21 protein-coding genes are annotated in these 23,088 nt (G+C 70.4%); 6 read left to right on the plus strand and 15 right to left on the minus strand.

Features of this window, described 5'->3' with window-relative positions:
* Positions 1 to 89: 89 nt before the first annotated feature.
* Positions 90 to 1,433, minus strand: coding sequence for a PQQ-binding-like beta-propeller repeat protein (locus AB0G15_RS35230; RefSeq protein ID WP_362848477.1), 1,344 nt, complete (start codon positions 1,431 to 1,433; stop codon positions 90 to 92).
* A 59-nt stretch (positions 1,434 to 1,492) separates the two neighbouring features.
* Entirely contained in the window at positions 1,493 to 2,467 is a 975-nt protein-coding gene (locus AB0G15_RS35235; protein WP_362684955.1) for an SGNH/GDSL hydrolase family protein, read from the minus strand.
* A 133-nt stretch (positions 2,468 to 2,600) separates the two neighbouring features.
* Here AB0G15_RS35235 and AB0G15_RS35240 point away from each other — a divergent pair, with 133 nt between their 5' ends.
* Positions 2,601 to 3,971, plus strand: coding sequence for a cystathionine beta-synthase (locus AB0G15_RS35240; RefSeq protein WP_362848480.1), 1,371 nt, complete (start codon positions 2,601 to 2,603; stop codon positions 3,969 to 3,971).
* Positions 3,972 to 4,097: 126 nt separating this feature from the next.
* Here AB0G15_RS35240 and AB0G15_RS35245 read toward each other — a convergent pair whose 3' ends face one another.
* A complete protein-coding gene (locus AB0G15_RS35245; protein ID WP_362848483.1) occupies positions 4,098 to 5,384 on the minus strand; it encodes a histidine kinase in 1,287 nt (428 codons plus the stop codon).
* A 357-nt stretch (positions 5,385 to 5,741) separates the two neighbouring features.
* On the opposite strand from AB0G15_RS35245, the gene AB0G15_RS35250 reads away from it, so the two are divergent.
* Positions 5,742 to 6,881, plus strand: coding sequence for a cystathionine gamma-synthase (locus AB0G15_RS35250; RefSeq protein ID WP_362848486.1), 1,140 nt, complete (start codon positions 5,742 to 5,744; stop codon positions 6,879 to 6,881).
* Between the two features lie 18 nt (positions 6,882 to 6,899).
* On the opposite strand, the gene AB0G15_RS35255 is transcribed toward AB0G15_RS35250, so the two are convergent.
* Positions 6,900 to 7,325, minus strand: coding sequence for a hypothetical protein (locus AB0G15_RS35255; protein ID WP_362848488.1), 426 nt, complete (start codon positions 7,323 to 7,325; stop codon positions 6,900 to 6,902).
* A 475-nt stretch (positions 7,326 to 7,800) separates the two neighbouring features.
* On the opposite strand from AB0G15_RS35255, the gene AB0G15_RS35260 reads away from it, so the two are divergent.
* Entirely contained in the window at positions 7,801 to 8,223 is a 423-nt protein-coding gene (locus tag AB0G15_RS35260; RefSeq protein ID WP_362848491.1) for a DUF6292 family protein, read from the plus strand.
* Positions 8,224 to 8,235: 12 nt separating this feature from the next.
* Here the strand turns inward: AB0G15_RS35260 and AB0G15_RS35265 are convergent, their stop codons facing one another.
* The gene (locus tag AB0G15_RS35265; RefSeq protein ID WP_362848494.1) at positions 8,236 to 10,182 is read right to left on the minus strand and encodes a hypothetical protein; all 1,947 of its coding nucleotides are present in this window, start codon (positions 10,180 to 10,182) and stop codon (positions 8,236 to 8,238) included.
* Positions 10,183 to 10,191: 9 nt separating this feature from the next.
* Complete coding sequence (locus tag AB0G15_RS35270; RefSeq protein ID WP_362848497.1) at positions 10,192 to 11,589, minus strand: sigma 54-interacting transcriptional regulator; 1,398 nt, start codon at positions 11,587 to 11,589, stop codon at positions 10,192 to 10,194.
* A 368-nt stretch (positions 11,590 to 11,957) separates the two neighbouring features.
* Here AB0G15_RS35270 and AB0G15_RS35275 point away from each other — a divergent pair, with 368 nt between their 5' ends.
* On the plus strand, positions 11,958 to 13,139 hold the full coding sequence (locus tag AB0G15_RS35275) for an FIST N-terminal domain-containing protein (RefSeq protein WP_362848532.1): 1,182 nt from the start codon (positions 11,958 to 11,960) through the stop codon (positions 13,137 to 13,139).
* 21 nt (positions 13,140 to 13,160) lie between these two features.
* Here AB0G15_RS35275 and AB0G15_RS35280 read toward each other — a convergent pair whose 3' ends face one another.
* The 3 genes from AB0G15_RS35280 to AB0G15_RS35290 all read right to left on the minus strand — a co-directional run bounded on the left by AB0G15_RS35280 (position 13,161) and on the right by AB0G15_RS35290 (position 15,521).
* Complete coding sequence (locus AB0G15_RS35280) at positions 13,161 to 13,916, minus strand: nucleotidyl transferase AbiEii/AbiGii toxin family protein (RefSeq protein ID WP_362848500.1); 756 nt, start codon at positions 13,914 to 13,916, stop codon at positions 13,161 to 13,163.
* On the minus strand, positions 13,906 to 14,652 hold the full coding sequence (locus AB0G15_RS35285; RefSeq protein WP_362848503.1) for a type IV toxin-antitoxin system AbiEi family antitoxin: 747 nt from the start codon (positions 14,650 to 14,652) through the stop codon (positions 13,906 to 13,908). The genes AB0G15_RS35280 and AB0G15_RS35285 overlap by 11 nt, the downstream gene beginning before the upstream one ends.
* 260 nt (positions 14,653 to 14,912) lie before the next feature.
* Positions 14,913 to 15,521 (minus strand): hypothetical protein, encoded by a 609-nt coding sequence (locus AB0G15_RS35290; RefSeq protein ID WP_362848506.1) that lies wholly within the window; start codon positions 15,519 to 15,521, stop codon positions 14,913 to 14,915.
* 279 nt (positions 15,522 to 15,800) lie between these two features.
* Here AB0G15_RS35290 and AB0G15_RS35295 point away from each other — a divergent pair, with 279 nt between their 5' ends.
* Positions 15,801 to 16,016, plus strand: coding sequence for a UTRA domain-containing protein (locus tag AB0G15_RS35295; protein WP_362848509.1), 216 nt, complete (start codon positions 15,801 to 15,803; stop codon positions 16,014 to 16,016).
* 52 nt (positions 16,017 to 16,068) lie between these two features.
* Here the strand turns inward: AB0G15_RS35295 and AB0G15_RS35300 are convergent, their stop codons facing one another.
* From AB0G15_RS35300 to AB0G15_RS35315, 4 genes are all read right to left on the minus strand, one after another.
* Complete coding sequence (locus AB0G15_RS35300) at positions 16,069 to 16,947, minus strand: hypothetical protein (protein WP_362848512.1); 879 nt, start codon at positions 16,945 to 16,947, stop codon at positions 16,069 to 16,071.
* Positions 16,948 to 17,000: 53 nt separating this feature from the next.
* Positions 17,001 to 17,891: a hypothetical protein gene (locus AB0G15_RS35305; protein ID WP_362848515.1), complete on the minus strand. Its 891-nt coding sequence runs from the start codon at positions 17,889 to 17,891 to the stop codon at positions 17,001 to 17,003.
* A 135-nt stretch (positions 17,892 to 18,026) separates the two neighbouring features.
* Positions 18,027 to 18,950 (minus strand): hypothetical protein, encoded by a 924-nt coding sequence (locus AB0G15_RS35310; protein ID WP_362848517.1) that lies wholly within the window; start codon positions 18,948 to 18,950, stop codon positions 18,027 to 18,029.
* A complete protein-coding gene (locus AB0G15_RS35315) occupies positions 18,947 to 19,288 on the minus strand; it encodes a PadR family transcriptional regulator (RefSeq protein WP_362848520.1) in 342 nt (113 codons plus the stop codon). The genes AB0G15_RS35310 and AB0G15_RS35315 overlap by 4 nt, the downstream gene beginning before the upstream one ends.
* A gap of 124 nt (positions 19,289 to 19,412) precedes the next feature.
* Between AB0G15_RS35315 and ilvA the strand changes: the two genes are divergently transcribed.
* Positions 19,413 to 20,621: a threonine ammonia-lyase gene (gene ilvA / locus AB0G15_RS35320; protein ID WP_362848523.1), complete on the plus strand. Its 1,209-nt coding sequence runs from the start codon at positions 19,413 to 19,415 to the stop codon at positions 20,619 to 20,621.
* Positions 20,622 to 20,657: 36 nt separating this feature from the next.
* Here the strand turns inward: ilvA and AB0G15_RS35325 are convergent, their stop codons facing one another.
* Together AB0G15_RS35325 and AB0G15_RS35330 are read right to left on the minus strand one after the other, a co-directional pair.
* Positions 20,658 to 22,157: a M1 family metallopeptidase gene (locus tag AB0G15_RS35325; RefSeq protein WP_362848526.1), complete on the minus strand. Its 1,500-nt coding sequence runs from the start codon at positions 22,155 to 22,157 to the stop codon at positions 20,658 to 20,660.
* 72 nt (positions 22,158 to 22,229) lie between these two features.
* On the minus strand, positions 22,230 to 22,925 hold the full coding sequence (locus AB0G15_RS35330; RefSeq protein ID WP_362848529.1) for an RDD family protein: 696 nt from the start codon (positions 22,923 to 22,925) through the stop codon (positions 22,230 to 22,232).
* Positions 22,926 to 23,088: the final 163 nt, after the last annotated feature.

Here is a 23,088-nt window from a genome sequence, read left to right on the forward strand (position 1 = left end):
AAGCCACGCCCAGGGGGCGGTGTAACAGAACTTTGTACGGGAAGCACAAGGCCCCCTCCCGCCCAGGGGGAAGGGGGCCCGGCCGCGAATCAGCCGTACATGCCCGGGGAGGTGCCGTCGCCGTCCTTGATCCCGTGGAGGCCGCCCTTCTCGTCGCGCCACATCCGCCAGCCGTTCTGGCTGCCGGTGAACCACAGGGGCGGGGCGCCCGAGCCGGACACCCGCGTGCCGTCGGCGAGCCTGAACTGGCACAGCGAGGCCACCGAGTAGAAGCCGGAGTTCTGGCCCTTGAGCGCGAGCGGCTTGGGATCGGTCACGCAGAAGGACCAGGCCCGCTCGTCCTTGACGTCGGCGTTGCGGCCGGTGGGCAGGTCGAAGACGTTGCCCGGCTTGCCGTGCCGCAGGAAGCCGACCTTCTCCATCCGGGTCGGGAAGGCCAGCCACCAGCCCGACTCGGGAACCTGCTCGGCGGAGATCTGGCCGAGGACCCGGCCGCTGTCGGCCTCCAGCCGGGCGAACCCGCCGTAGCGGCCCTCCTGGTCGACAGGGCGGACCACCGGCGCGAAGCCGGGGCTGCCACTGGGGTAGACGCGGACCACCGACGGGCGCATCCAGTTGACCGTGCCGTCGGCGAGCTTGACGGAGAACAGGCCGAAGGCGGAGACCTTGCTCGTCTTCGGATTGGTGTAGGGGGCGACGTATCCGACGAGGTTTCCCGCTGTCGCGCCGAACGACCAGCCTCCCGACAGGTCCACCCCGGCGCCGAGGGGCTGCTCGACGGGGACCCGCCAGACGGCCTTGCCCGTCTTCAGGTCGCGCGCCTCCAGGACGGGGTGGCGGGCCAGGCGGAGGAACACCACGCGCGAGGCGTCGGACCACTCGGCCTCGGCGATGCCGGGGATCTTCCACATGACCTTGCCGGTCATCGGATCGAGGACGACGACGCGGGCGCTCGCGAGCGCGGTGTTCTCGGGCACGCACACGAACGCCCCGCACCGCTGCGGGCCGAAGGTGGAGTGCACCGGGCGGCTCCACCTGCGCGTACCGGTCCTGCCGTCGAGGCCGACGAGCGTGGCCTTCCAGCGGCCCCGCCTGGCGGGGTCGATCGTCACCGCGACGGCCTGTCCCGCGGAGGTCTCGACGATCGCGGGGGCGGGCACCCCCATCCCCGGCAGGCGGCCAGCCATGGTCGAGGGATGGGCCCACAGCTTCCTGCCGGTGGCCAGGTCGAGGGCCACCGTCTCCAGCGTGCCGTCGGGCTTCATGGAGGTCGTCGTGGCGACGCCACCGGCGGTGGTGGTGCGGCTGACCGCGTTCATCTCGGTGTTGTGCCAGGTGGGATGGTCCGGGGTGGCCGCTTCTGTGCCGGAGCAGCCGCCCAGGGCCAGAGCTCCGGCGAGCACCAGGGCCGGTTTCGCGAGGGGCCGGATCACGGGTATTCCACTCCAATGCGGGCGAGGCGTTACGGCTTCGCAGCGGAGGGTGACCGTGTTCAGGCGTCGTTGGGCCGCATCCCCGGCCTGCGGCCGAGCATGGTCACCCACCGTCCGTGAGGTCCGGTCGCTCGTCCGGCGACACGGGTCGCGGAGACCTCGGCGCCGGGCTCCTCCGCGGCCTTGGCCGCCGCGAGGTAGATCGACTCAGCGCGCCGGGCCCGGGGCTCGGGCCACAGTTCCAACGCACTGCATACGGAAGGTAGCACCGCGTAAGCAATCTGGAGATAACCTTGAGCAGATGGGTGATAACGATCAAGGCCGAACATCTCAGCGGGGTTGGTGTCGAACTCCTGTCCCAGCAGGTCGGCGAAGGCCACCGTCCGCCCGCCCGCCTCGACCACGGCGACGGTCTGCGCGGCGGCCAGCTGGCGGCTCCACCGCCGTGTCACCCAGCGGAGCGGCTGCGCGATCGGCCGGACCGTGCCGAGGTCGGGGCAGGTGCCCACGACCACCTCCGCCCCCGCCTTTCGCAGCCGCCTGACCGCCTTCTGCAGATGCCGTACGGCGTGGGCGGGCCTGCTCTGCGAGGTGACGTCGTTGGCCCCGATGAAGATGACCGCGATCTCGGGGCGGGCCTTCAGCGCCGTGTCCACCTGCTCGCCCAGCTCCGCGGAGGTCGCCCCCGACCTGCCCGCCACGGTCAGCCGCACCGGCCGCTCGGCGATCACGGCCAGTCCGTGGGCGATCAGCACGGCGGGCGTCTCCGCCGGGTCGGAGGTGCCCAGGCCGACGGAGATGGAATCGCCGAGCATGACCATCCTGAGCGGCTCGCCGCCGAACGCCCCGTACAGGCCGTCCGACGGCGGTCCCTCCATGCCGTGCGGGCGGCCGACGGCGCGGCGGGCCACCAGTGCCTCGGCCAGCAGCAGGCCGTAGGTCGCCGCGCCGAGCGCGGTGAGGCCCCCTCCGCCCAGCGCGGCCGCCGCGGCGATGCGGCGGGCGGTCCTCGCCACTCCCGGTGTCCAGATCACGTGGCGTCGCTCCCTCCGTACAGGGCGGTAGCGTTGCCCTTGGCAACACAGCCGAGTCCCCGCCACCCCCATGGGATCACGGCGACCACAACAACAAGCTGACCAAGCTTTGGTATTTCGAGGTGATATCCCGGTGCGCGTACATGACTCGCTCGTCGAGCTGATGGGCAACACCCCTCTCGTCCGGCTGAACAAGGTGACGGAGGGCATCTCCGCCCAGGTGCTCGCGAAGGTGGAGTACTTCAACCCCGGCGGATCGGTGAAGGACCGCATCGCGGTCCGGATGATCGACGCCGCCGAGCGTTCGGGGGAGCTGCGCCCGGGGGGCACGATCGTGGAGCCCACCTCGGGCAACACCGGGATCGGCCTCGCCATCGTGGCCCAGCAGCGGGGATACCGCTGCCTGTTCGTGGTGCCGGACAAGGTGGCCCAGGACAAGATCTCGGTGCTGCGCGCCTACGGCGCCGAGGTCGTGGTCTGCCCGACGGCGGTGGCTCCCGATCACCCCGACTCCTACTACTCGGTCTCCGACCGGCTGGCCAGGGAGACGCCGAACGCCTGGAAGCCGGACCAGTACTCCAACCCGCACAACACCGAGAGCCACTACCACTCCACGGGCCCGGAGGTCTGGGAGCAGACCGAGGGCAGGATCACCCACTTCGTGGCGGGCGTCGGCACCGGCGGCACGATCAGCGGCACCGGCCGCTACCTCAAGGAGGTCTCCGGCGGCCGGGTCAAGGTCATCGGAGCCGACCCGGAGGGCTCGGTCTACTCCGGGGGCACCGGGCGCCCGTACCTGGTGGAGGGGGTCGGCGAGGACATCTGGCCGGCCAACTACGACACCACGATCTGCGACGAGGTCATCGCGATCTCCGACAGGGACTCCTTCAACATGACCCGCCGCCTGGCCCGCGAGGAGGCGCTGCTGGTGGGCGGCTCCTGCGGCATGGCGACGGTCGCGGCGCTGCGCGTGGCCGAGCGGGCCGGGCCGGACGACGTGATCGTGGTGCTGCTGCCCGACGGCGGCCGGGGCTACCTGTCGAAGATCTTCAACGACGAGTGGATGGCCGACTACGGCTTCCTGACCACCTCCAGCGAGGAGGGCCTGGTCAAGGACGTGCTGACCCAGAAGAGCTCCGGCATGCCGGAGTTCGTGCACACCCACCCGCACGAGTCGGTCGACACGGCCATCTCGATCATGCGCGAGTACGGCGTGTCGCAGCTTCCGGTGATGAAGGAGGAGCCGCCGGTCATGGCCGCCGAGGTGGTCGGCTCGATCCTGGAGCGCGACCTGCTCGACGCCCTCTACCGGGGCCGGGTGCGGCCGACCGACCCGCTGGCCGCCCACATGTCGCAGCCGCTGCCGACGATCGGCGCGGGGGAGCCGGTCTCCATCGCCGTCGAGGCGCTGGAGAAGGCCGACGCCGCGGTCGTCCTCGACGACGGCAAGCCCGTCGGCCTGATCACCCGCCAGGACCTGCTGGCCTTCCTCGCCAACCACTAGCCGTGCTCGCGGCCGGGTCTCCCGGCCCTCGGGGACGCGGGGATCTCCCGGCTCCGCGCCGGGAGACCTGCCCCGGGGATCCGAGGGGTTTTCCGGGGCAGGTCTCCCCGGGCGAGGCCTCCGGCGTCAGAGGGGGAACTCCGCCATCACCTCCCAGGCCCCGGAGGGGGTGGGCCCGGCCATGAGGCGGCCGCCGAGCGCCTCGACGCGCTCGGCCATGCCCACCAGGCCGAAGCCGCCGCCGAGGCGGGAGATCCTGGCGTCGGCCGTCGAGCCGTAGTTGCGCACCCGCAGCCGTACGGCGCCCCCGGTCGCCGAGGCGCCGCCCACGCCCGCGCCGGTCGAGGCGCCCGCGGAGGCGTAGGCGGCACGCCGGCTTCGCGGGTCCTGGCCGTTCCTCGTCCTGGCGCGCACGTTCTCGGCCCACGCGCGCAGGTCGGATCCGTCGGTGAGCTTCAGGTCCGCCTCGACCCAGCCGGTGCCCGGGGCGTGCCTGCGGACGTTGGTCAGCGACTCCTGGAGGACCCGGTGGAGGGTGGTCATGACCTCCTGGGCCACGGTGCCGTCGGTGATGCCCTGGCCGATGTCGAAGGTGACCTGGGGGCCCGCGGCGGAGAAGCGCTCGACCATCGTGCGCATGTCCATGAGGGTGCTGCCCGGTGAGCGGGCGGCCTGGTCCTCCGCGCGCAGCACGCTGACCAGGCGGCGCATCGAGGTCAGCGCGTCGGCCCCGGCGTTGGCGATCGCCTCCAGGGAGGGGACCACGGCCTCCGGCTTCCGCTCGGCGACGACCTTGGCGGCCTGCGCCTGCACCACGATCCCGGTGATGTGGTGGGCGACCAGGTCGTGCAGCTCCCTGGCCAGTTCCAGGCGCTCGGACCGCCGTACCGTGTCGACGGCCTCCCTGCGGCGCTCCAGCTGGAAGCGGAGGTAGGCGCCGATACCTGCGGCGAAGGACCAGCAGACGAAGAGCAGGAAGCCGACGGCTATCGCCGGTTCCGGGCCCACGGAGTTCAGGCGGGCGGTGGAGGCCTCGAGCACGACCATCGCCGCGAGGGAGAGCAGGGCGGCCCGCCGTACCGGCTCGATCGCGCGCAGCCCGCCGACGGTGAGGACCAGCAGCGACCCGATCTCGGCCACTCCGGGACTGCCGTCGCCGTTGGTGATCCCGATGAGCAGGGAGGACAGGAACGACACCGTCAGCAGGGTGACGAGCCCGCCGACCCGCCAGCGGCGCCGTCGCACCACCGCCGTGACGCCCACCAGGCCGCACACGGGACTCAGCAGTATCGCCGGGTTCGGGCCGCTCGTCGCCGCGACCACGTCGATCAGCAGGAGCAGGACGAGCCAGCCGATCAACGCTATCTCGCTGAGGCGTTTGATCCAGTAGACCAGCCGGCTCGTTTCTCCCACGATCCCCGAGCCTAGGCCCCGGGGAGGAGATGTCATATCGGCCGTTCGGCCGAACCGCCCCCGCAGGGACCGGCTCTTCAGCGGAGGCGGCGCCGGGAGCCCGTGACCGATCCTTGAGAGGTCGAAGGGGGAAAGAGATGACCATCATCGGGATCGTGCTGCTGGTCGCGGGACTCGTGGTCGGCGCGGCCCTGACGCTCGCCGACCCGCTCCTGCTCTCGCGGATCAGCGGGGAGCGCGCCGAGTAGGCGGCGGAGGGCCGCCGGGTAGGGAGGGCCGCCCAGTAGGCGGCGGAGGGCCGTGGGCGGCGGCTCCCACGGCTCTGGGGCCCCCGTTGCTGCGAGTAGCGTTGACCCCATGAACCATGGATTCGAGACGCTGGCCATCCACGCAGGTCAGGAGCCCGACCCCTACACCGGGGCCGTGGTGCCGCCGATCTACGCGGTGTCCACCTACAAGCAGGACGGCGTGGGCGGGTTGCGCGCCGGATATGAGTACAGCCGTTCGGCCAACCCGACCAGGTCCGCGCTGGAGGAGGCCATGGCCGCCGTCGAGGGCGGCAGCCGTGGCCTGGCCTTCGCCTCGGGCCTGGCGGCCGAGGACACGGTGCTCCGTACGATCTGCAGGCCGGGTGACCACGTGATCATCCCGAACGACGCGTACGGCGGCACCTACCGCCTGTTCGCGAAGGTCCACGAGCGCTGGGGGCTGCACTACGACCCGGTGCCGCTGGGCGACCTGGCGGCGGTGGCGGCCGCCGTGACCCAGAAGACCAAGATCATTTGGGTGGAGACGCCCACCAACCCGCTGCTCGGCGTCGCGGACATCGCGGCCCTGGCCCAGCTCGCGACCGAGTGCGGCGCGCTGCTGGTGGTGGACAACACCTTCGCCTCCCCGTACCTGCAGCAGCCGCTGGCGCTGGGCGCGGACGTCGTGGTGCACTCGACCACCAAGTACGTGGGCGGCCACTCCGACGTGGTCGGCGGCGCGCTCGTCGCGCGGGACGCCGGGCTGGGCGAGGAGCTCGCCTACCACCAGAACGCGATGGGCGCGGTGGCCGGGCCGTTCGACGCCTGGCTGACGCTGCGCGGCCTCAAGACGCTCGGTGTGAGGATGGACCGTCACTGCGACAACGCCGAGCGGGTGGTGGACCTGCTGCTCGCCCATCCGCGGGTGACCTCGGTGCTCTACCCGGGCCTGGCCGACCACCCCGGCCACGAGGTGGCGGCCAAGCAGATGAAGCGTTTCGGCGGCATGGTCTCCTTCCGCGTCGCCGGGGGCGAGGCCGAGGCGGTCGAGCTGTGCGACCGGACCAAGCTGTTCACCCTGGGCGAGTCGCTCGGCGGCGTGGAGTCGCTGATCGAGCACCCGGGCCGGATGACCCACGCCTCCGTGGCGGGCTCGCCGCTGGAGGTTCCCGGCGACCTGGTACGCCTGTCGGTCGGCATCGAGTCGATCGACGACCTGCTGGCCGACCTCACCCAGGCGCTGGGGTAGGAGCGGCCGCGGGACGGCTCAGACCGGGTCGCCCCAGACCATCAGCACCAGGATGACCATCCAGATCAGCACGATCACACCGGAGAGCGCGGCGATCCGGCCCACCTGCACCTTGGCGTCGTCGTCCGGGTTCTCGCTGGCGAGGACCCGGATGGCGGTGCTCTGGTCCCGGTCCACCATGATCAGCAGTACCGCGGCGACGATGAAAAGCGTCATGGACACCGACAGGTAAGGCTTTCCGAGAAATTCGCGGCCCAGCAGCAGCCCGAACAGGAAGACCCCGACGGACGCGAAACCGTAGACGCGCGTGGTCTTGTGCAGATAACGCAGGACGCCGACGTTCTTGGCGCGGATGAATCTGGGAGTGGACATCGTGGCGGCGGTGATCGGCCCCAGGGCGAAGATCGCAAAACCGATGTGCAGCCAGAGCAGCAGGTCTGTCATGCGCCAGACACTAGTATCCGGCGATCTCGTCTGGGTACGCCTCGCGAGGCGTCACCGCCCGGAGCGGCCCTCCTTTCCGGACGGGACCGGGTCACTCACCTTCGACGGCGTCGTTTTTGTCGCGCGTGGGCGGGACCATGCACAACTCGAAACAGACGCAGACGACGAGCATCAGCGCCACGAGAATTCCCGCGAGCATCGGACTCACTTCCTCCCCTTTCGAGAACCGTGTTTTTCCGTTACCGGGTAGACGGCGTTTGTTTCGAGATGGTTGTTACGGAAGGGTCACGGTTGGGGGGCGACGCCCGGCGTACGAGAATGTCGATCTTCGCATTCCGCTCGGAGCACGTCCGCGGGGTTAGTAGGATCGTGGGCGAGCTCGTTCCGTGTGATGAGACCGGCGGCGGTGAAGCCGTGGTCGTGCCGGGCGGGCGTTCCATCGGACAGAGTAAGACGGCACAAGGGAGTGCCCGCCGTGGGTGTCAAACATGTCGAGCCGTACACCGAGGAATGGCGGGAGCAGCCGTCCCGCTACGCCGGCCTCGTCGTCGAGGCGCTGGGCGACCAGGTCGAGAGCTGGTGGCAGGGGCCCTGCGACCCGCGGACCGTCACCATCCGCCTGATCGGCGGCGACGCGCTGGTCTGGGACGAGGAGAGCGGCTGGCGCCGTGGCCGCTACGCGAGCGGCGGCCCCGCGACCCCCACGGTCCTCACCGACGACCGTTATCTCGGCGGCGGCCTCCTGCTCTCCCCCGAGCGGGTCCCCGCCGCGATCGCCGACGCCCGCGCGGGCGTCGGCAACAGCACGGCGTGGCGGCCCTGCTACCGCTCCCACCGCCACCACCGCGACGGCTTCGATCTGGCGCTCGACGGCTACGCCGCCTACGTCAACGCCTGACCCCCGTAGGGCTCAGCGGGTGCGGCGGGACCGCAGGAAGTCGCTGACGACGTACTCTCCCAGGCGGTCGGCGCCGGGGGAGAAGACCCGGCCGCCGTTGCGGCGCCCGACCTCGTTCACGAACTCCTTCAGGCGCTCGTCGTCGGCGAGCATGAAGACGTTGAGCGTCGCCCTGCGGCGGGTCATCTTGTCGACCTCGGCGAGGGTCAGCTCCAGCGTCTCCTGGGTGGGCGGCCACTCGAAGGCCGCCGAGCCGTTGCGCCGCAGGTGGGCGGTGGGCTCACCGTCGGTGACCACGAGCACGACCGGCTCGAAGTCGGGGTGGCGGTCCAGGTGGCGTCCGGCGATCAGCAGGGCGTGGTGCAGGTTCGTCCCCTGCACCATGTCCCACTCCAGCCCCGCCAGCTCGTCGGGCTGCAGCACCCGGGCGTAGTTGGAGAAGCCGATGATCTGCACCGAGTCCTGGGGGAACTTCGAGGCCACCAGCGCCTGCAGCGCCATCGCCGTCTGCTTGGCGGCCGCCCAGGTCCCGCGCAGCGCCATCGAGTAGGACAGGTCGACCAGCAGGCACACCGCGGCCGCCGTGCGCCGCTCGGTCTCGGCCACCTCGAAGTCGTCGACCGACAGGGTCACCGTGCCGCCGCTCCCGCCGCGCCGGACACCGTTGATCACCGTGCGGACCACGTCGATCGGCTGCTCGTCGCCGAACCGCCAGGGCCGGGTGGAGCCGGTGAGCTCGCCGGCCGAGCCCGCGTCCACCTGGTCGTGGTCGCCGCGGCGCCCGCTCTCCAGGGAGGCGAAGACGCGGCGCAGCGCGGTCTCTCCCAGCCGCCGTACGGCCTTGGGGGTGAGCTCCAGCTTGCCGCGCCGGCGCAGGAGGTAGCCCTGCTGCTCCAGCTCGCGCTCGATCTGCTTGAGCGCCTCCAGGTCGTCGACCGCCGACCGGCCCAGGGCGCGCCGGATCGCCGCCTCGTCGATGTCGTCCATGCGGGCGCCGGGGTAGTCCTGGCGGAGCGCGGCCTCCAGCTGGGTCAGGTCGGCGAGCTCGTCCAGCGCGCCCACGGCGTCGGACATCCCCATCGGCTCGTTGCCGCTCAGCCGCTCCGGGGTGTTCCAGGCCAGGTCGGGACGGCGGGCGTAGAGGGATTCGCCCAGGCGGCGCATCTGCTCGTCCAGCCCGGCCTGCTGGAGGGTCTGCTCGATCAGCTGGTCGAGCTCCTGGCGCTGGGCCGGGGTCAGGGAGGCCAGCAGGCGCTGGGTGGCCGCGGCCCGCCGGGCCAGGGCGTCGACCAGCTCCTCCAGGTTCCGCGGCGACTCCGGGAACATGTCCCCATATTTCGACATGAACCGCTCGAAGTCGGCCTGGGTGTGCTCACCCCGGGAGTCCCGGTCAAGCATGTCGTTCAAATCGGACATCATCTCCCTGACCCGCTCCATGGCGGCCGGGTCGGGGTTGGCCAGAGACTGCCGCATGCCGCGGAACTGGCTGTCGAGCACCTCCCTGCGCAGCAGGTCGCGCAGCTCCTCGAAGGTCCGCTGGGCGGCGGCCGAGCGCCACCGGTAGGTGCCCAGCTCCCGGATGGCGCTCGCCGTGTCGTCGGGGAGGGCCGCCAGCTCCGCCTCGCGCAGCCGGGCCTCGTCGGAGGGGTCGGGGAACAGCTCGGCCCGCTCCTGGCCGATCGCCTTGTCCAGCAGCGCCCTGGCCCGCTCCAGCGTGCCGTCGAGACGGCCGTGCTCGCGCAGCTCGCGGCGGCGCCGCCGCACCTCGCGGAGAAGATCCTCAAGGCCACGACGGTCCTGCGCGCCCGGCAGGCCCTCCTTGAGCAGGTCGCGCAGGGCGTGCGCGGGATTGGAACCGGACAGGATCGCGTCGCCCATCCGGTCCAGCGCCGAACGGACGTCGTACGGCGGGGCGAGCGGGTCGGGCCCGTCACGGTACTCGCCATAGCGATAGCTCATGCAGACACCTCAGGTGCGGTAAACCGTCGTGCCGTCCACCTCGTCCTTGGACAGCCGGCGCAGGAGGTAAAGACCCTCCATGGCGAATTCCAGCGCGGCGGCGGCGTGCCCGGGGGACTCGTCGCCGATGCCGAGCTGGGACATGATCCTTGCCAGACCCGGGACCGGGCCGATCCTGCGCAGCAGCTCGGCCGCGGGAACCGTCACCCCCGACTCCACCTGGATGCCCTCGGAGAACTTCTCCAGCAGCGGGTTCAGGTCCGTGCCGCCGAGCGTGCCGCGGAACGTCTCGGCCACCGCCCTGCGCAGCAGGTGCGAGAGCACCTCGGTCTCCCGGCCCTCCTCGCTGACCTCGAACTCCACCTTGCCGCGCAGCGTGTGCACGATCCCCGGCAGGTCGGCGACCCTGGCCACCGCGTGGTCCTCGCCGGTCAGCGCGGCACGCCGTACGGCGGAGGCCGCGGCGGTCTCGGCGGCGGCGATGGAGAAGCGGGCCGAGACCCCCGAGCGGGCGTCCACCGCGGTGGACTCGCGGACCAGCCGGGTGAACCGGGCGATCACCTCGATCAGGTGGTCGGGCAGGTCGGCACCCACCTGGCCGAGCGCGGCCTCCTGGCGGATCAGGACCAGCTCGGTCTCGATCGACAGCGGGTAGTGGGTGCGGATCTCGGCGCCGAAGCGGTCCTTCAGCGGGGTGATGATCCGGCCGCGGTTGGTGTAGTCCTCGGGGTTGGCGCTCGCGATCAGCAGGATGTCCAGGGGCAGGCGCAGGTTGTAGCCCCTGACCTGGATGTCGCGCTCCTCCAGCACGTTGAGCAGCGACACCTGGATGCGCTCGGCCAGGTCGGGCAGCTCGTTGACGGAGAACACCCCGCGGTTGCTCCTGGGGACCAGGCCGTAGTGGACGGTCTCCGGGTCGCCGAGCGTGCGTCCTTCGGCGATCTTGATCGGGTCGATGTCGCCGATCAGGTCGCCGACGGAGGTGTCGGGGGTGGCGAGCTTCTCGCCGTACCGCTCGTCCCGGTGCTTCCAGGAGATCGGCAGCTCCTCGCCCGCCTCGCCGGCCAGGCGGCGGCAGCGGACGCAGGAGGGTTCGTAGGGGTGGTCGTTGATCTCACAGCCCTCGACGACGGGGGTCCATTCGTCGAGGAGCCCGGTCACGGTGCGGATCAGCCGGGTCTTGCCCTGACCCCGCTCACCGAGCAGGACCAGGTCGTGCCCGGCGAGCAGCGCTCGCTCCAGGTATGGCAGGACGGTGTCGTCGAAGCCCACGATGCCGGGGAACCGCGGCTCTCCTGCCCGCAGGCGGGTCAGGAGATTCTCACGGATCTCGGCCTTTACCGTACGGTGTATATGGCCGCTCGCGCGCAGCTCGCGCAGAGTTCGTGGCTCTGGGATGTGAGGCACGGGATCGAGCCTACGTCCACAACGCCCGATCCGGCACTCTCATCCCTCTTTCGGATCTTGACGATTGCGTGGCGGTCAACGTGAGTGCTTGTCTCGGCAGTGGGGAGAATCGCTCCAAGACAAGGCATCGGACGGCTCCCCGGCCGGGGAGCCGGGACGACCTTGGAAGGGGCCGCCACGTGGGATCTCCGGAGTTCCCGGTGTTCCGGCACTGAGGGGCTTCACGGCTTCACGACAGGCTCCGCGGCAGCATTCACGGCAGGATTCAAGGCTCAGGGCTTCAGGACGAGCTTCCGGTGAGATCCGGGCACTCCCCGGGGAGTGCCCGGACAAGGGATCAAGAAGGAGAGGCGAGACGAGTGGCGCTGATGACGAGCCGTTTCGCCGACGGCCTCGCGGTGGGGTCCGATCTGGTCTCCGCGGCCGAGACCGCGGTGCGCCAAGCCCTGTCCGGCCTGTCCGGACCGGCCGACCTGCTCTGCTTCTTCATCTGCGGGGACGACCCCGACGACGTCTCCCGCGCCGGGCTGCGCGCGATGAGCCTGGCACCCGGCGCCGCCGTCCTCGGGTGCAGTGCCACCGGGGTCATCGGTGACGGGCAGGGGGTCGAGGTCACCCCCGCGGTGAGCGCCTGGGCCGCCTCCCTGGGCGGGGCCCGGCTGACGACCTTCGCGCTCGACACGCTGAGGACCGACGACCGGTTCGTCGTGGTCGGCCTGCCCGACCGCGCCCCCGACGACCACGCCGCCATCCTGCTCGCCGACCCCTACAGCTTCCCCACCGACGGCTTCGTCGAGCGTTCCGAGGAGGTCATGGGCAACCTCCCCCTGATCGGCGGCCTGGCCAACGCCATCCAGGGCCGCGGCGCGGTCCGGCTGTTCGCCAACGGGGAGATCCACACCGAGGGGGCCGTCGGGGTGCTGCTCAGCGGCGCCCTCAACGTCAGCACCGTCGTCAGCCAGGGCTGCCGCCCGATCGGCCCGACGATGGCCGTCACCTCCGCCGAGGACAACCTCCTGCTCGAACTCGCCGGACAGCCCGCCCTGGCGCGGCTGGAGGAGATCGTCAGCGCCCTGGACGAGGACGACCGCGACCTGGTCGCCTCGGGGCTGCAGATCGGCATCGCCATGGACGAGTACGCCGAGAAGCACGAGCACGGCGACTTCCTGATCCGGGGGGTGCTGGGCATCGACCCCGAGCGGGAGGCCGTGGCCATCGGCGACGTCGTCGAGATCGGCCGTACCGTCCGCTTCCAGGTCCGCGACGCCGCCACCGCCGACGAGGACCTGTACGAGCTGCTGGACGCCCACCGCGAGGAGTTCGGCCGGGTGGACGGCGCCCTGCTGTTCTCCTGCAACGGCCGGGGCTCGGCCATGTTCGGCAGCGCCGACCACGACGCCGTCGCCGTCCGCGACACCCTGGGCCCCATCGGGGTGGCCGGTTTCTTCGCCGCCGGAGAGGTGGGCCCCGTGGGGGGCCACAACCACGTCCACGGCTTCACCGCCTCGGTCCTGGTCTTCTCCTCCCACCAGCCGGCCGAGAGCTCGTGACGCCCTCCAGGAGCAGTGCGTTCAGCCGCGAAGAGCTTCGGTGAGCGCGGTTCTCACCCGTCTCAGGCAGTCATCCGGATCAGGCAGGGCCGCCAGCTGATGAGCGAGATCAACCTCCCATGAGTTCGTCGTGCCGGAAGGAACAGAGGAGAACATACGGGGTGACGGGGCCCATCCGATGACACGCCGCGCCAGCGCGATCGCTTCGGCATCGATCATTCCCCGGTTCGCCAGCTCCGCGAGATCGGCGAGGTCACGTGGCGCGAACCGATTCAGGTAAGCGGACATTTTCATCGCCGCGAAGGCCGTTGCTGTGGGAACGGTCATGGATATGGGTGACAGGTCTTTGTAGCGCATGAGAATCGAACGCTTTTCGGTGGGCCACAAACCACGGTCGTAGTCGAGCTCGGCGACCTGAATCTTGAGCTGGAGGGCGCCTTCGGTGTGAAGTAGCGCGGCAGCGGGTTCTTTTGCCTCGCAAGGGGAGACAGTCCAGGTGACCGTGCCGAACTCGCGTCGCAGAGCACGGAGCAGACGAGTCTCGATGACTTGATTCCACCGGTTTCGAGGACGTGCCAGCAGATCGACGTCCTCCGAAAGCCTGAATGTGTCGAGATGTGTCCGGGCGAGCGCGGTACCGCCGTAGAAGACCAGCCCTGGTTCTTCTATGTGCGCCAGATGTGAGAGAACGTGACTGATCAAGTGATCGCGTCGAATCTGCTCGTCGGTGGCGTCGAAAACCTTGCTCCAGTGGCGGAGCTCGACACTAGAGATCATCGAGGGTGACTCCTAACCGGTCCGCGTCCTCGACCGGACCGGTGAGGCCGGCTGACGAAACGGGCCTGGCGTAACGCCACTCCGCTGGGACGGGATCCATGACCTGGGAGGCTAGCCAGCGAGCGCGGATGTAGGCGGAGTGTTTACGTTGTTCGCGGGCCAGATCGAGGACGGCATCCCAGTCGGCTCGCACAATCAGCGACAAAATCGCCTCGCTGATCTGCCGGGGTGTCGTACCTCCCAACTCAGGTCGATCCGCCAGATCCACGAGGGTCTGCTCAACGGTGGTGACGTATCCGTCGGCCAGTTCGGTTCGAGTGCGTTGTACGTCCAGCGTCGCGACTCGCCTGCGGACGAATTCGATGTGTCCGAAAGCCGTGTTCAATGACGGCCGCTGTCTGGGAACCGCTACGACGCAGGCACCGAGCGCACGTGGAATCGCCCCTAGAACACGGGCCGCCGAGATGCCCGCCAGAGCGGTTTCCTCGGTCCCGTAGTCGATGACTGCGACGGCCATGCCCACCGCCTCGACGCTCGGGCGCCAGTGCTCGTCGGTGATGCGCGAGGGAGGAGCCACGACGTAGTAGCCGTGACTGAGCGGACGGAGCGCGCCGAGGCCTGCCAGTCGCCTCGCCTCCTTGGCGGGCTGCGAGTACCGGTCGGCGAGGTCGCGCGGCCGGATGACTCCGATTCCCCGCTCGTAGAGCTCAGGAGGAATCGTCACCGATTGCTTCACGACTATTACAGTAATACCCTGGCAGGTAATTTTCGTAATACTGATGTCTGACTTCGTTCTCGATACGCACCTCAGTGAGACGCTGGCTCCGGCGCTCGTCTCGCAGGTGCCGGACCTCCGCCTCGAACCGCTCCGGCCCACCGGCTGTCTCGATCGCCCGCTCCAGGTGGCCGCTCTCACACCACCCGCGATGGCTGCTCATCGGGTCGTCTCCTTCTGTCGGATCTCGGTACGGCCGGTTCCGCGGGACCGGGGACGGGTTAAGGGTGAACGATCTTCGCTGTCAAGGGGAGGCCGAAGGCCAGGCGAGCCTCGTCTCCGGTTCCCTCCGGCAGATCGGGGGAGCCGTAACCACTGAGCTCGTGTGCCCTGGGTGCGCCTTCGGGGGAGAACATCGCGCGGATGGAGGGCAGGTTCATAGAGCCGTCTCCGGTCTCCTCGACGTGCCGGACCTCGAAGCGGCCTTTGGCGGCCTCCAGAGTGACGAGCAGCGGACTTCTGAAACCGGTCCCCGACAGGAGCGTGTCGCCGGAGCGGGCGAACTCCTCGCACGTGGCCACGACGCCGACCAGGTAGGCGTTCGCGCTCTTCCTGCGGATCTCGATGAGATCTTCGTGGCAGAACGTCCGCGGGCCGAGCTCGGGTTTCTCATCGGTCAGGAAGGTGTCCCCGACCCGCTCGGGAGCCGTCTGCAGGTGGTCGTCGACCACCTGCAGGAAGGTCGCCCGCGTGGAGGCGTCGAGGGTGAGAATCTCCTCGCGCGCCAGTCCCGTCCGGTCCGACTCTCGCGACTCCAGGGCCCACAAGCCCGCCGCTCCCAGAACGATCAGAAGGCAGATCGCCGCCGCCGTCACAACGAGCCGTTTCATGAAGGGATCATCGCCCGGGCCACCAAGGGACTTCCACCGCTTCCGTACGGAACCCGAGCGTTCTCACATCTCGACCTGTTTGTCGGATGGGATCGGGCGGGAAACGGTGGACGACTGGCCCCAGGCGGCACGGCCGAGGGCCTGGGTGCCCCGATAGCCGAATCGGGAGGCGACGACGGCGACGGTCGCCAGTCCCCGGCCGCTCACCCGCTACTCACGATCGGCGCGAAGCGCATCACCTTTCGCGAACGACGCCTCCCGCGCAGGGCAGGGTGGTGGATGGATACTCTCGGCATCCACATCGATCACGTGATCGAGCGCGTCACCTCGCGGGCCGCGCGTCCCGAGGAGGCCGAGCGACTGCGACTCACCCAGCCCTCTCAGGTCATGGTCGTCGGCCGCACGCACCACGCGGGAGACCGCCCGGTCGAGACCTGCGACATCGTCGTGCCCGGTGATCGCTACGAGCTGTCGTACCGAATCGATGTCCGCTGACGCCCGGTTCGGTTGAGTGGCGGGACCGCTCGGGCGACGAACGGAAGACTCGTCACAGCAACCTGTCCTTTACCCCGAACTCCCGGTCGACCTGCTCCCTGATCTCTCGCAACCTGGGGTTGTAGCGGGCGTAGAAGTCCCGGCCACACTCCAGGTCCTCGATCGCCGCGCTGATCTCCCTCTCCAGGTAGGGCTTGGCCTGATCGGGGGTCAGCTGGGGGACGAAGGAGCCGGTGCCCGGGGCGTCCGGGTTCTGCGCGGCACCCAGTTTCGCCGCCTCGGCCTCGAACCTGAGGCGGCCGTTCTGGGAGATCTGAGTGGGGGTGAACGAGGGGATTTCGTGGCCTCTGGTGCTGAGACATTCACCGAAGGAGCGCGCGAGCTCGACGAGCCGGGCGTCCCCGTCGAGGGCATCGTTCTTGAGCTGCTCGGACCTCTTGCTGATCTGGGTGAAGGCGTCGGACGGCGAGGTCACCTTCCTGCCGGTGAGCGTCGAGAACGCCGTCCCGTAACAGGCCGCGTCCGCCGCGTGCCACGCCGCTCGCTGGGTCCGCGACAGGGACCTGAAAATCGGCCCGTTGGGAGTGTCGAACCCGTGCTCGTCGTAGAGCCGGGGATAGAGGTAGCGCGCGAACACCCCGAAGCCGTATTTATGGCGGTAAAGCTTTATCTTCTGATACTCGCCGGTCTCCTCCTGAATTTTTTCCGGTACGGGCACCCTGGGCACGGGCACGTCCGCCGTGTACCTGAAGCCTTCGCGCTTCATGCAGTCGACACGCATCGCCTCCATCAGGCGGCGCCTGTCCTGCGGCTCGGAGGTCAGGTCCGCGGACCCGGCGGCGAGCGCGCCGCCGGTCGGAACCTCACCGCATCCGGTCAGTACGGCCAGGGTGAGAACGAGCACCGGCACGCCCGTGACGGCTCGTGGCATGGTCGGGATCCTTTTCCGTGAACGGGGACGCGGCCGGGGAGCGGTGGAGGTCCTCACAGGAGTTCCCCGCTCACGCCCAGTTCGCGCCGCACCTTCTCCGAGACCTCGTTGTCCTTGGGGCGGTGGGCGGCGTAGAAGTCCTTGCCGCACTCCAGGTCCTCGATCGCGGCCTTCACCTCCCTCGCGAGGTAGGGTGCGGCCTCCTGCGCGGAGAAGGCGGGGGTGTAGACACCGCCCTTGACGCCGTCCTTGCGCTGGGCGACGGCTCCGAGCCCGGCCTCGAAGTGCGACTGGGCGCTCATCTCGATCTCGGTCGGCTTGAGGGAAGTGACCCGGACGCCCCTGCCCCGCAGGCAGTCGCCGTAGTCGCGGGCGAGCCGGACGAGCTCGGGGTCGCCGTCGATCTCGGCGGACCTGAGCCGCCTGGAGATCTCGCCCATCTGCCGCCACAGGTCCTGCTCGCCGGTGACCGTCCTGCCGGTGAGCTCCTTGATCGCGTCCGAGTAGCAGGTATCGTTCGCGGCCACCCACTGCGCGCGCTGGGTCTCGGACATCGACCTCTGGAGCCTCAGGTCCGCCTGCACGCGTGGGCTGGACACCAGCTCGCCTGTGCTTCCGGCCCGCACCTCGGGATCGTCGGGATGGACGTAGCTGGCGAACCTTCCGAAGCCGTACTTCTCGCGATATTTCAGCATCGCTTGGTAGTCCCCTGCCGATCTCAGCTCCTCGTCGGCGGAGGTTTTCCGGGGTTCGGGGATGTTCTGGACGTATTTGAAGCCCTTGCGCTCCATGCAGTCGGTGCGCATCGCCTCCATCAGGCGGCGCTTGTCCTGCGGGCCGCCCGAGGGCGCGGGCTGTGCGCTCTGCGCTCCCGCCGCGGCGCAGCCGGAGAGCAGCAGCAGGAGGAGACCGGCCGCGGGCATGGTCGTGAGAGCTCGTGTCATCGTTGGCCTCGTTTCGGCGTGCGGGGATGGCCGCGGGGCGGTGGCGCCCGCGGAAAAGAAGGGAAGGGTACGGAGTCCTCTCAGACGGATGACTCCGTCAAAGGTGATCATTCTCATCCAGGCCGGATGGCCCGGTCAGAGTGGGGCGTACCGTCTCGCGTGGCGGGGCGCGGCGGTGGCGAGGCCGGTCAGCAGGATGAGCAGTGCGAGGTGCGCCAGGTCCTTCTCCCCGTGCGCGCCCAGGTTCTCGGCGTAGACGGCGCACACCGGGATCAGGTAGATCGCGCAGGCCACGGCCCAGCGCGGGTCGCGGGCCACGTGGCCGGCCCGGACGGCGAGCAGGAGGACTCCGATCTCCAGCCCGATCCTGACCGCGGTGTGCGGACCGGCGCCCTCGGAGAGGTCGAGCCCCGCCGGGTCCGCCCCGGCGAGCAGCGGGGCCGCCGCGAGCCAGAGCCAGGAGCGCCTGCCGACCTGAGGCACGCGGGTGGCCAGCACCAGCAGGCTCAGCACGACCAGGGCGTAGCCCACCACCGGGGCCACCGGGCCGCCGCCCCCGTACAGCGCCCCGCCGCCCCAGAACGGGTCCGGATCGACCGGCAACACCGTCAGGTCCAGCCAGGTGCGGCCCAGCGTGATCGAGCAGACCTTGACCGCGACCAGCGTCACCACCGGCAGGGCGGCCCGCACCCGGCCGAGCGTGATCAGGAGCACGGCGAGTGCCGATAGGCCAACCCACACCGGGATGGTCGCCGCGTACGGCACCAGCATGGCCAGCTGGGCGACGGAGACCGCCAGAACCCCCAGGTGGAGCCCGTCGGTCCAGCCGGGCCGCTCCGTGGTGCCGATCATCCGCGCCCGCAGCCCGCCGCGGACCAGGGCGAGGGACTCGCGGGCCGAGGGCAGGGTCCGCCCCGGCTCGGCGGTGGCGAGCAGGATCGCGACGAGCTCGCCGCCGTGCCCTTCCCGGTAGGCGCGGGGGTAGGCCCGCAGCAGCCGGAGGTACCGCCGCTCCAGGATTCCCGCACGGGTGCGGCGGTCCGCGGCGGCGACGGTCACGAGAACGCCGATCCCGGACGGAGGATCCGCGCCGTGACCACCGAGGCGGCCTGCTGCATCCGCAGGGCCTCGGCGCCGACCAGGGTGCGGCCCCGGTCGGTGAGGACGAAGTATCTCCTCGGCCGTCCCTCGACGACCTCCTCCCGGTCGACCGCGATCAGCCCGTTGGCGGCGAGCCGGTCGAGCGCGCCGTAGAGCGTGCCGACCGGCAGCCTCACCCGGTTCTCCGACAGCTCCAGGGTCTGTTTGATGATGGCGTGCCCGTGCAGCGGGCCGTCGAGCAGCGAGGCGAGGATGAAATAGGTGGGCTCGCTGACCGTGGTGGATCCTTTGGCCATGCGGAGAACCATACTTCGTCTCACGAAGTATGGTCAACAGGCGACGTCCGCGAAGCCCGCGCCTCGCCGGGCCTCCGTGCTCCCTGGCCCGGTCCGCGGGCGCGCACGCCGTACGATGATCCGCATGTCAGACCCTCAGGTGACCTATGACGACGTGGTCGCCGCGCGTGAGCTGCTGGCCGACGTCGCCCTGCGCACTCCGCTGCTCCACTCCCACGTGCTCTCCGAGATCATCGGCGGGCCCGTGCACCTCAAGTGCGAGAACCTGCAGCGCTCGGGTTCGTTCAAGATCCGGGGCGCGTACGTCAGGATCGCCGGGCTGACCGGGGAGGAGCGGCGGCGCGGAGTGGTCGCGGCCAGCGCGGGCAACCACGCGCAGGGGGTCGCGCTCGCGTCGGGCCTGGTCGGCGCCGGGGCGACGGTCTACATGCCGCAGGGGGCACCGCTGCCCAAGGTGGCCGCGACCCGGTCGTACGGCGCCGAGGTGCTCTTCGCGGGTGACACCGTGGACGTCGCGCTGGAGCGGGCGAGGGAGCACGCGAACCGGACCGGGGCCGTGTTCATCCACCCCTTCGACCATCCCGACGTCGTCGCCGGGCAGGGCACGATCGGGCTGGAGATCGTGGACCAGCTGCCCGAGGTCGGCACGATCGTGATGTCGCTGGGCGGGGGCGGGCTGGCGGCCGGGGTGGCGCTCGCGGTCAAGTCGCTGCGGCCGGGCGTGCGGATCGTCGGGGTCCAGGCGGAGAGGGCCGCCGCCTACCCGGCGTCGCTGGCCGTCGGGCACCCGGTCGAGGTCAGGCCCGCCTCGACGATGGCCGACGGCATCGCGGTGGGCCGCCCGGGTGAGCTGCCCTTCGAGCTGATCCACTATCTGGTCGACAGTGTCGTCACCGTCACCGAGAGTCAGATCTCCCAGGCGCTGGTGCTCTGCCTCGAACGCGCCAAGCAGGTCGTCGAGCCCGCGGGCGTCGCCGGGGTCGCCGCGATCCTGGCCCACCCGCACGTCTTCGAGCCCCCCGTGGTGGCCGTGCTCTCCGGCGGCAACATCGACCCGCTGCTGCTGGCCAAGGTCCTCCGGCACGGCCTGGCCGCCGCCGGGCGCTATCTCACCCTGCGGGTCCCGCTCTCCGACCGGCCGGGCGCGCTGGCGGCGCTGCTGTCGCAGCTGGCGGAACTCGGCGCGAACGTGCTCGACATCGTGCACGAGCGGCTGGGCATGCACCTGGGGGAGGTCGAGGTCCAGCTCCAGCTGGAGACCAAGGGGCCGGTGCACTCCGAGGAGGTGCTGGGCTCCCTGCGCGTCGAGGGATACAAGATCATCGTCACGTGAGCCGCCCGGCCGGCCCGCAGGGGCTCCTCGCCGGGTTCACCAGGTGGTCGGCTTCTTCGCGGTGAACAGCCAGGCGTCGAAGAGGGGGCCGAGCTTCTTGCCGGAGATCTTCTCGGCCATCGCGACGAATTCCGGGGTCGTGACGCTCCCGTACCGGTGCGCGGCGCTCCACTCCTTCAGGAGCTTGAAGAACGCAGGGTCGCCGATCCGCTGCCTGAGCGCGTGCAGCGTCATGCCGCCCCGGGTGTAGACGGAGTTGTTGAAAAGGTCGTCCGGCCTGGCCTGGCCGGGGGCGTACTTCCAGATCGGGTCGTCGGCCCCCGCGCCGTAGTGCCTGCGGAAGAGCTGCTCGGCGGTGGCCTGGCCCTCGTGCTCCGACCAGAGCCACTCGGCGTAGGTCGCGAAGCCCTCGTTGAGCCACAGGTCCTTCCAGCGGGTGATGCTGAGGCTGTCGCCGAACCACTGGTGGGCCAGCTCGTGGGCGATGATGGCGTCGTCGGGGGCGAATCCGCCGTACATGGGCTTGGTCTGGTTCTCCAGCGCGTAGCCGGCGGGGAAGTCGTCGACCACGCCTCCGGTGGAGGAGAAGGGGTAGGGGCCGAAGACGGTGCTCCAGTAGTCGGTGACCCGTCCCGACACGTCGTACAGCTTGCGCAGCGAGCCGCGGAACCTCGGGTCGACGGCCGCGACGTTCTTCAGGCCCCCGGGGGTCGTGCCCTGCAGCATCTCGAACTTGCCCAGCGTCATGGTGGCGAGGTAACTGGCCATCGGGTGGCTCTCCCGCCACCGGAACGTCGTCCTGCCCCCGGCGGTCTTCGGCGCGCCGACGAGCTCGCCGTTGGCCAGCGCGGTCAGCCCGGCGGGCACGGTGACCTCGAAGTCGTAACTCGCCTTGTCCGAGGGGTGGTCGTTGCCGGGGAACCAGGTCTTGGCGCCGTTGGGCTGGCAGGTGACGAACGCGCCGTCCTTGGTCGGGATGAAGCCGTACGTGCCCAGGTTGGAGGAGCCCCGGACCGGTTTGGGCTCACCGGCGTACGCGACCTCGACCGTGAACGCCGCGGCGTTCGGGATGGACGCGGCCGGGGTGACGCTCAGCTCGGTCCCGGCCCTGTCGAACCTCGCGGGCCTGCCGTCCACGGTGATCCGGCTGACGGTGAAACCGGAGAGGTCGAGGTTGAAGCTCGCCAGGTTCTGGGTGGCCCGCGCCGAGATCCGGGCCACTCCCGACAGGTGCTTGGACGCCGGGTCGTAGCCCAGCTCGAGCCCGTAGTGGCCGACGTCGTAGCCGCCGTTGCCGTCGGTGGGGAAGTCGGAGTCGCCGATTCCCGGGGCGCCGGGGGCGGCCTCGTGAGCGGCGGCGATGTCGGAGGCGGAGGCGACCGGCCTCAGGGGGCTCACGGCGGAGGCGTTCGATCTGGTGGGGCTCGCCGGGGGGACGGTCGCCCCGTTCGAGGCCGAGCAGGCGACCGTGCCGATGGTCCCGAGCGTGCTGAGAAGAGCGGCGGTCGCCGTGGTGGCCAGCCGTTTGGACGCCATACGTTAAAGCCCCTTTCCCGGCCGGACGGCCGAGCCCGTGGAATGGCACACTACGCGACTGACCTGCGCCGATCAGGCGTCTATGACAAGCGTCCTGGCCGCGATGTCGTGTACGGCCTGCTTGCGCGACTGGAAAAGGATGAAAGCCACATCTATCCAGCCCAGGCAGCAGGTGGAGTACATCAGCCAGGAGACCAGTTCACGGAGCGCGACCTGCCCGACACCGGCCTTGTGTCCGCTGGTGTCCGCCACGCGCAGCCGGAAGATCTTCTTGCCGAGCGTCTGACCGTTCCAGAAGGCGGTCAGCAGCCAGTAGTAGAGGAAGCCGATCACCGCCACCAGGAGAGTCTCCGCGTAGGGTACCTGCACCGACAGACCACTCTCCGCGCCCGTGACGGTGGTGACGGTCCGGTAGGTAAAGGGCGAGGAGAGGAATCCGACGACGAGAACGTCGAGGATTCCCGCGAACAGGCGGCGCCAGCGTCCGCCCAGCCTGATGGCGCCCGGCCAGGGAAAACCGCCGGAGGATTCCCCCGCGGGCGGGTAACCGAAGACGGGATCGGGGCCTCCCAGCCCGCGGCCGGGAAAGGGACCGGGGCCGGGGACGTGGGAGGAGCCCGGCCGGTGACCTGGGGAGCCGGGAGAGGGGCCGGGGCCGGGTTCGTGGCCGGCGCCGGGGCCCGGGTCCTCGTGACCCGGGCCGGGGGGCGCGGGATCGGACCAGGGGTCCGATCCCCGGTCGTCCGGCGGTGGCGGTGCTGATCCCATCCACGGGTGATCACCACAAGAGCGCCACGGCAAAGCCAAGGGCGGTTACGGGTTGCGCCCGGGCCGTGACCCCCGGCGACCCCGGGGGGGCGGGGGCCGCGCGGGACGCGCCCCGGCGCGGGGAGGCGGCGGTCACACCCGGTGGTTGGAACACGGGGCCATC

The sequence above is a fragment of the Streptosporangium sp. NPDC023825 genome, from assembly GCF_040639575.1.
Classification (GTDB): Bacteria; Actinomycetota; Actinomycetes; order Streptosporangiales; family Streptosporangiaceae; genus Streptosporangium.

Bases quoted from the DNA above. Each gene is read 5' to 3' on its own strand.
- AB0G15_RS35250 (WP_362848486.1), top strand. From the start codon at position 5,742: ATGAACCATGGATTCGAGACGCTGGCCATCCACGCAGGTCAGGAGCCC.
- AB0G15_RS35255 (WP_362848488.1), bottom strand. From the start codon at position 7,325: ATGACAGACCTGCTGCTCTGGCTGCACATCGGTTTTGCGATCTTCGCC.
- AB0G15_RS35265 (WP_362848494.1), bottom strand. From the start codon at position 10,182: ATGAGCTATCGCTATGGCGAGTACCGTGACGGGCCCGACCCGCTCGCC.
- AB0G15_RS35275 (WP_362848532.1), top strand. From the start codon at position 11,958: ATGACGAGCCGTTTCGCCGACGGCCTCGCGGTGGGGTCCGATCTGGTC.
- AB0G15_RS35280 (WP_362848500.1), bottom strand. From the start codon at position 13,916: ATGATCTCTAGTGTCGAGCTCCGCCACTGGAGCAAGGTTTTCGACGCC.
- AB0G15_RS35290 (WP_362848506.1), bottom strand. From the start codon at position 15,521: ATGAAACGGCTCGTTGTGACGGCGGCGGCGATCTGCCTTCTGATCGTT.
- AB0G15_RS35295 (WP_362848509.1), top strand. From the start codon at position 15,801: ATGGATACTCTCGGCATCCACATCGATCACGTGATCGAGCGCGTCACC.
- AB0G15_RS35300 (WP_362848512.1), bottom strand. From the start codon at position 16,947: ATGCCACGAGCCGTCACGGGCGTGCCGGTGCTCGTTCTCACCCTGGCC.
- AB0G15_RS35305 (WP_362848515.1), bottom strand. From the start codon at position 17,891: ATGACACGAGCTCTCACGACCATGCCCGCGGCCGGTCTCCTCCTGCTG.
- AB0G15_RS35315 (WP_362848520.1), bottom strand. From the start codon at position 19,288: ATGGCCAAAGGATCCACCACGGTCAGCGAGCCCACCTATTTCATCCTC.
- ilvA (WP_362848523.1), top strand. From the start codon at position 19,413: ATGTCAGACCCTCAGGTGACCTATGACGACGTGGTCGCCGCGCGTGAG.
- AB0G15_RS35325 (WP_362848526.1), bottom strand. From the start codon at position 22,157: ATGGCGTCCAAACGGCTGGCCACCACGGCGACCGCCGCTCTTCTCAGC.
- AB0G15_RS35330 (WP_362848529.1), bottom strand. From the start codon at position 22,925: ATGGGATCAGCACCGCCACCGCCGGACGACCGGGGATCGGACCCCTGG.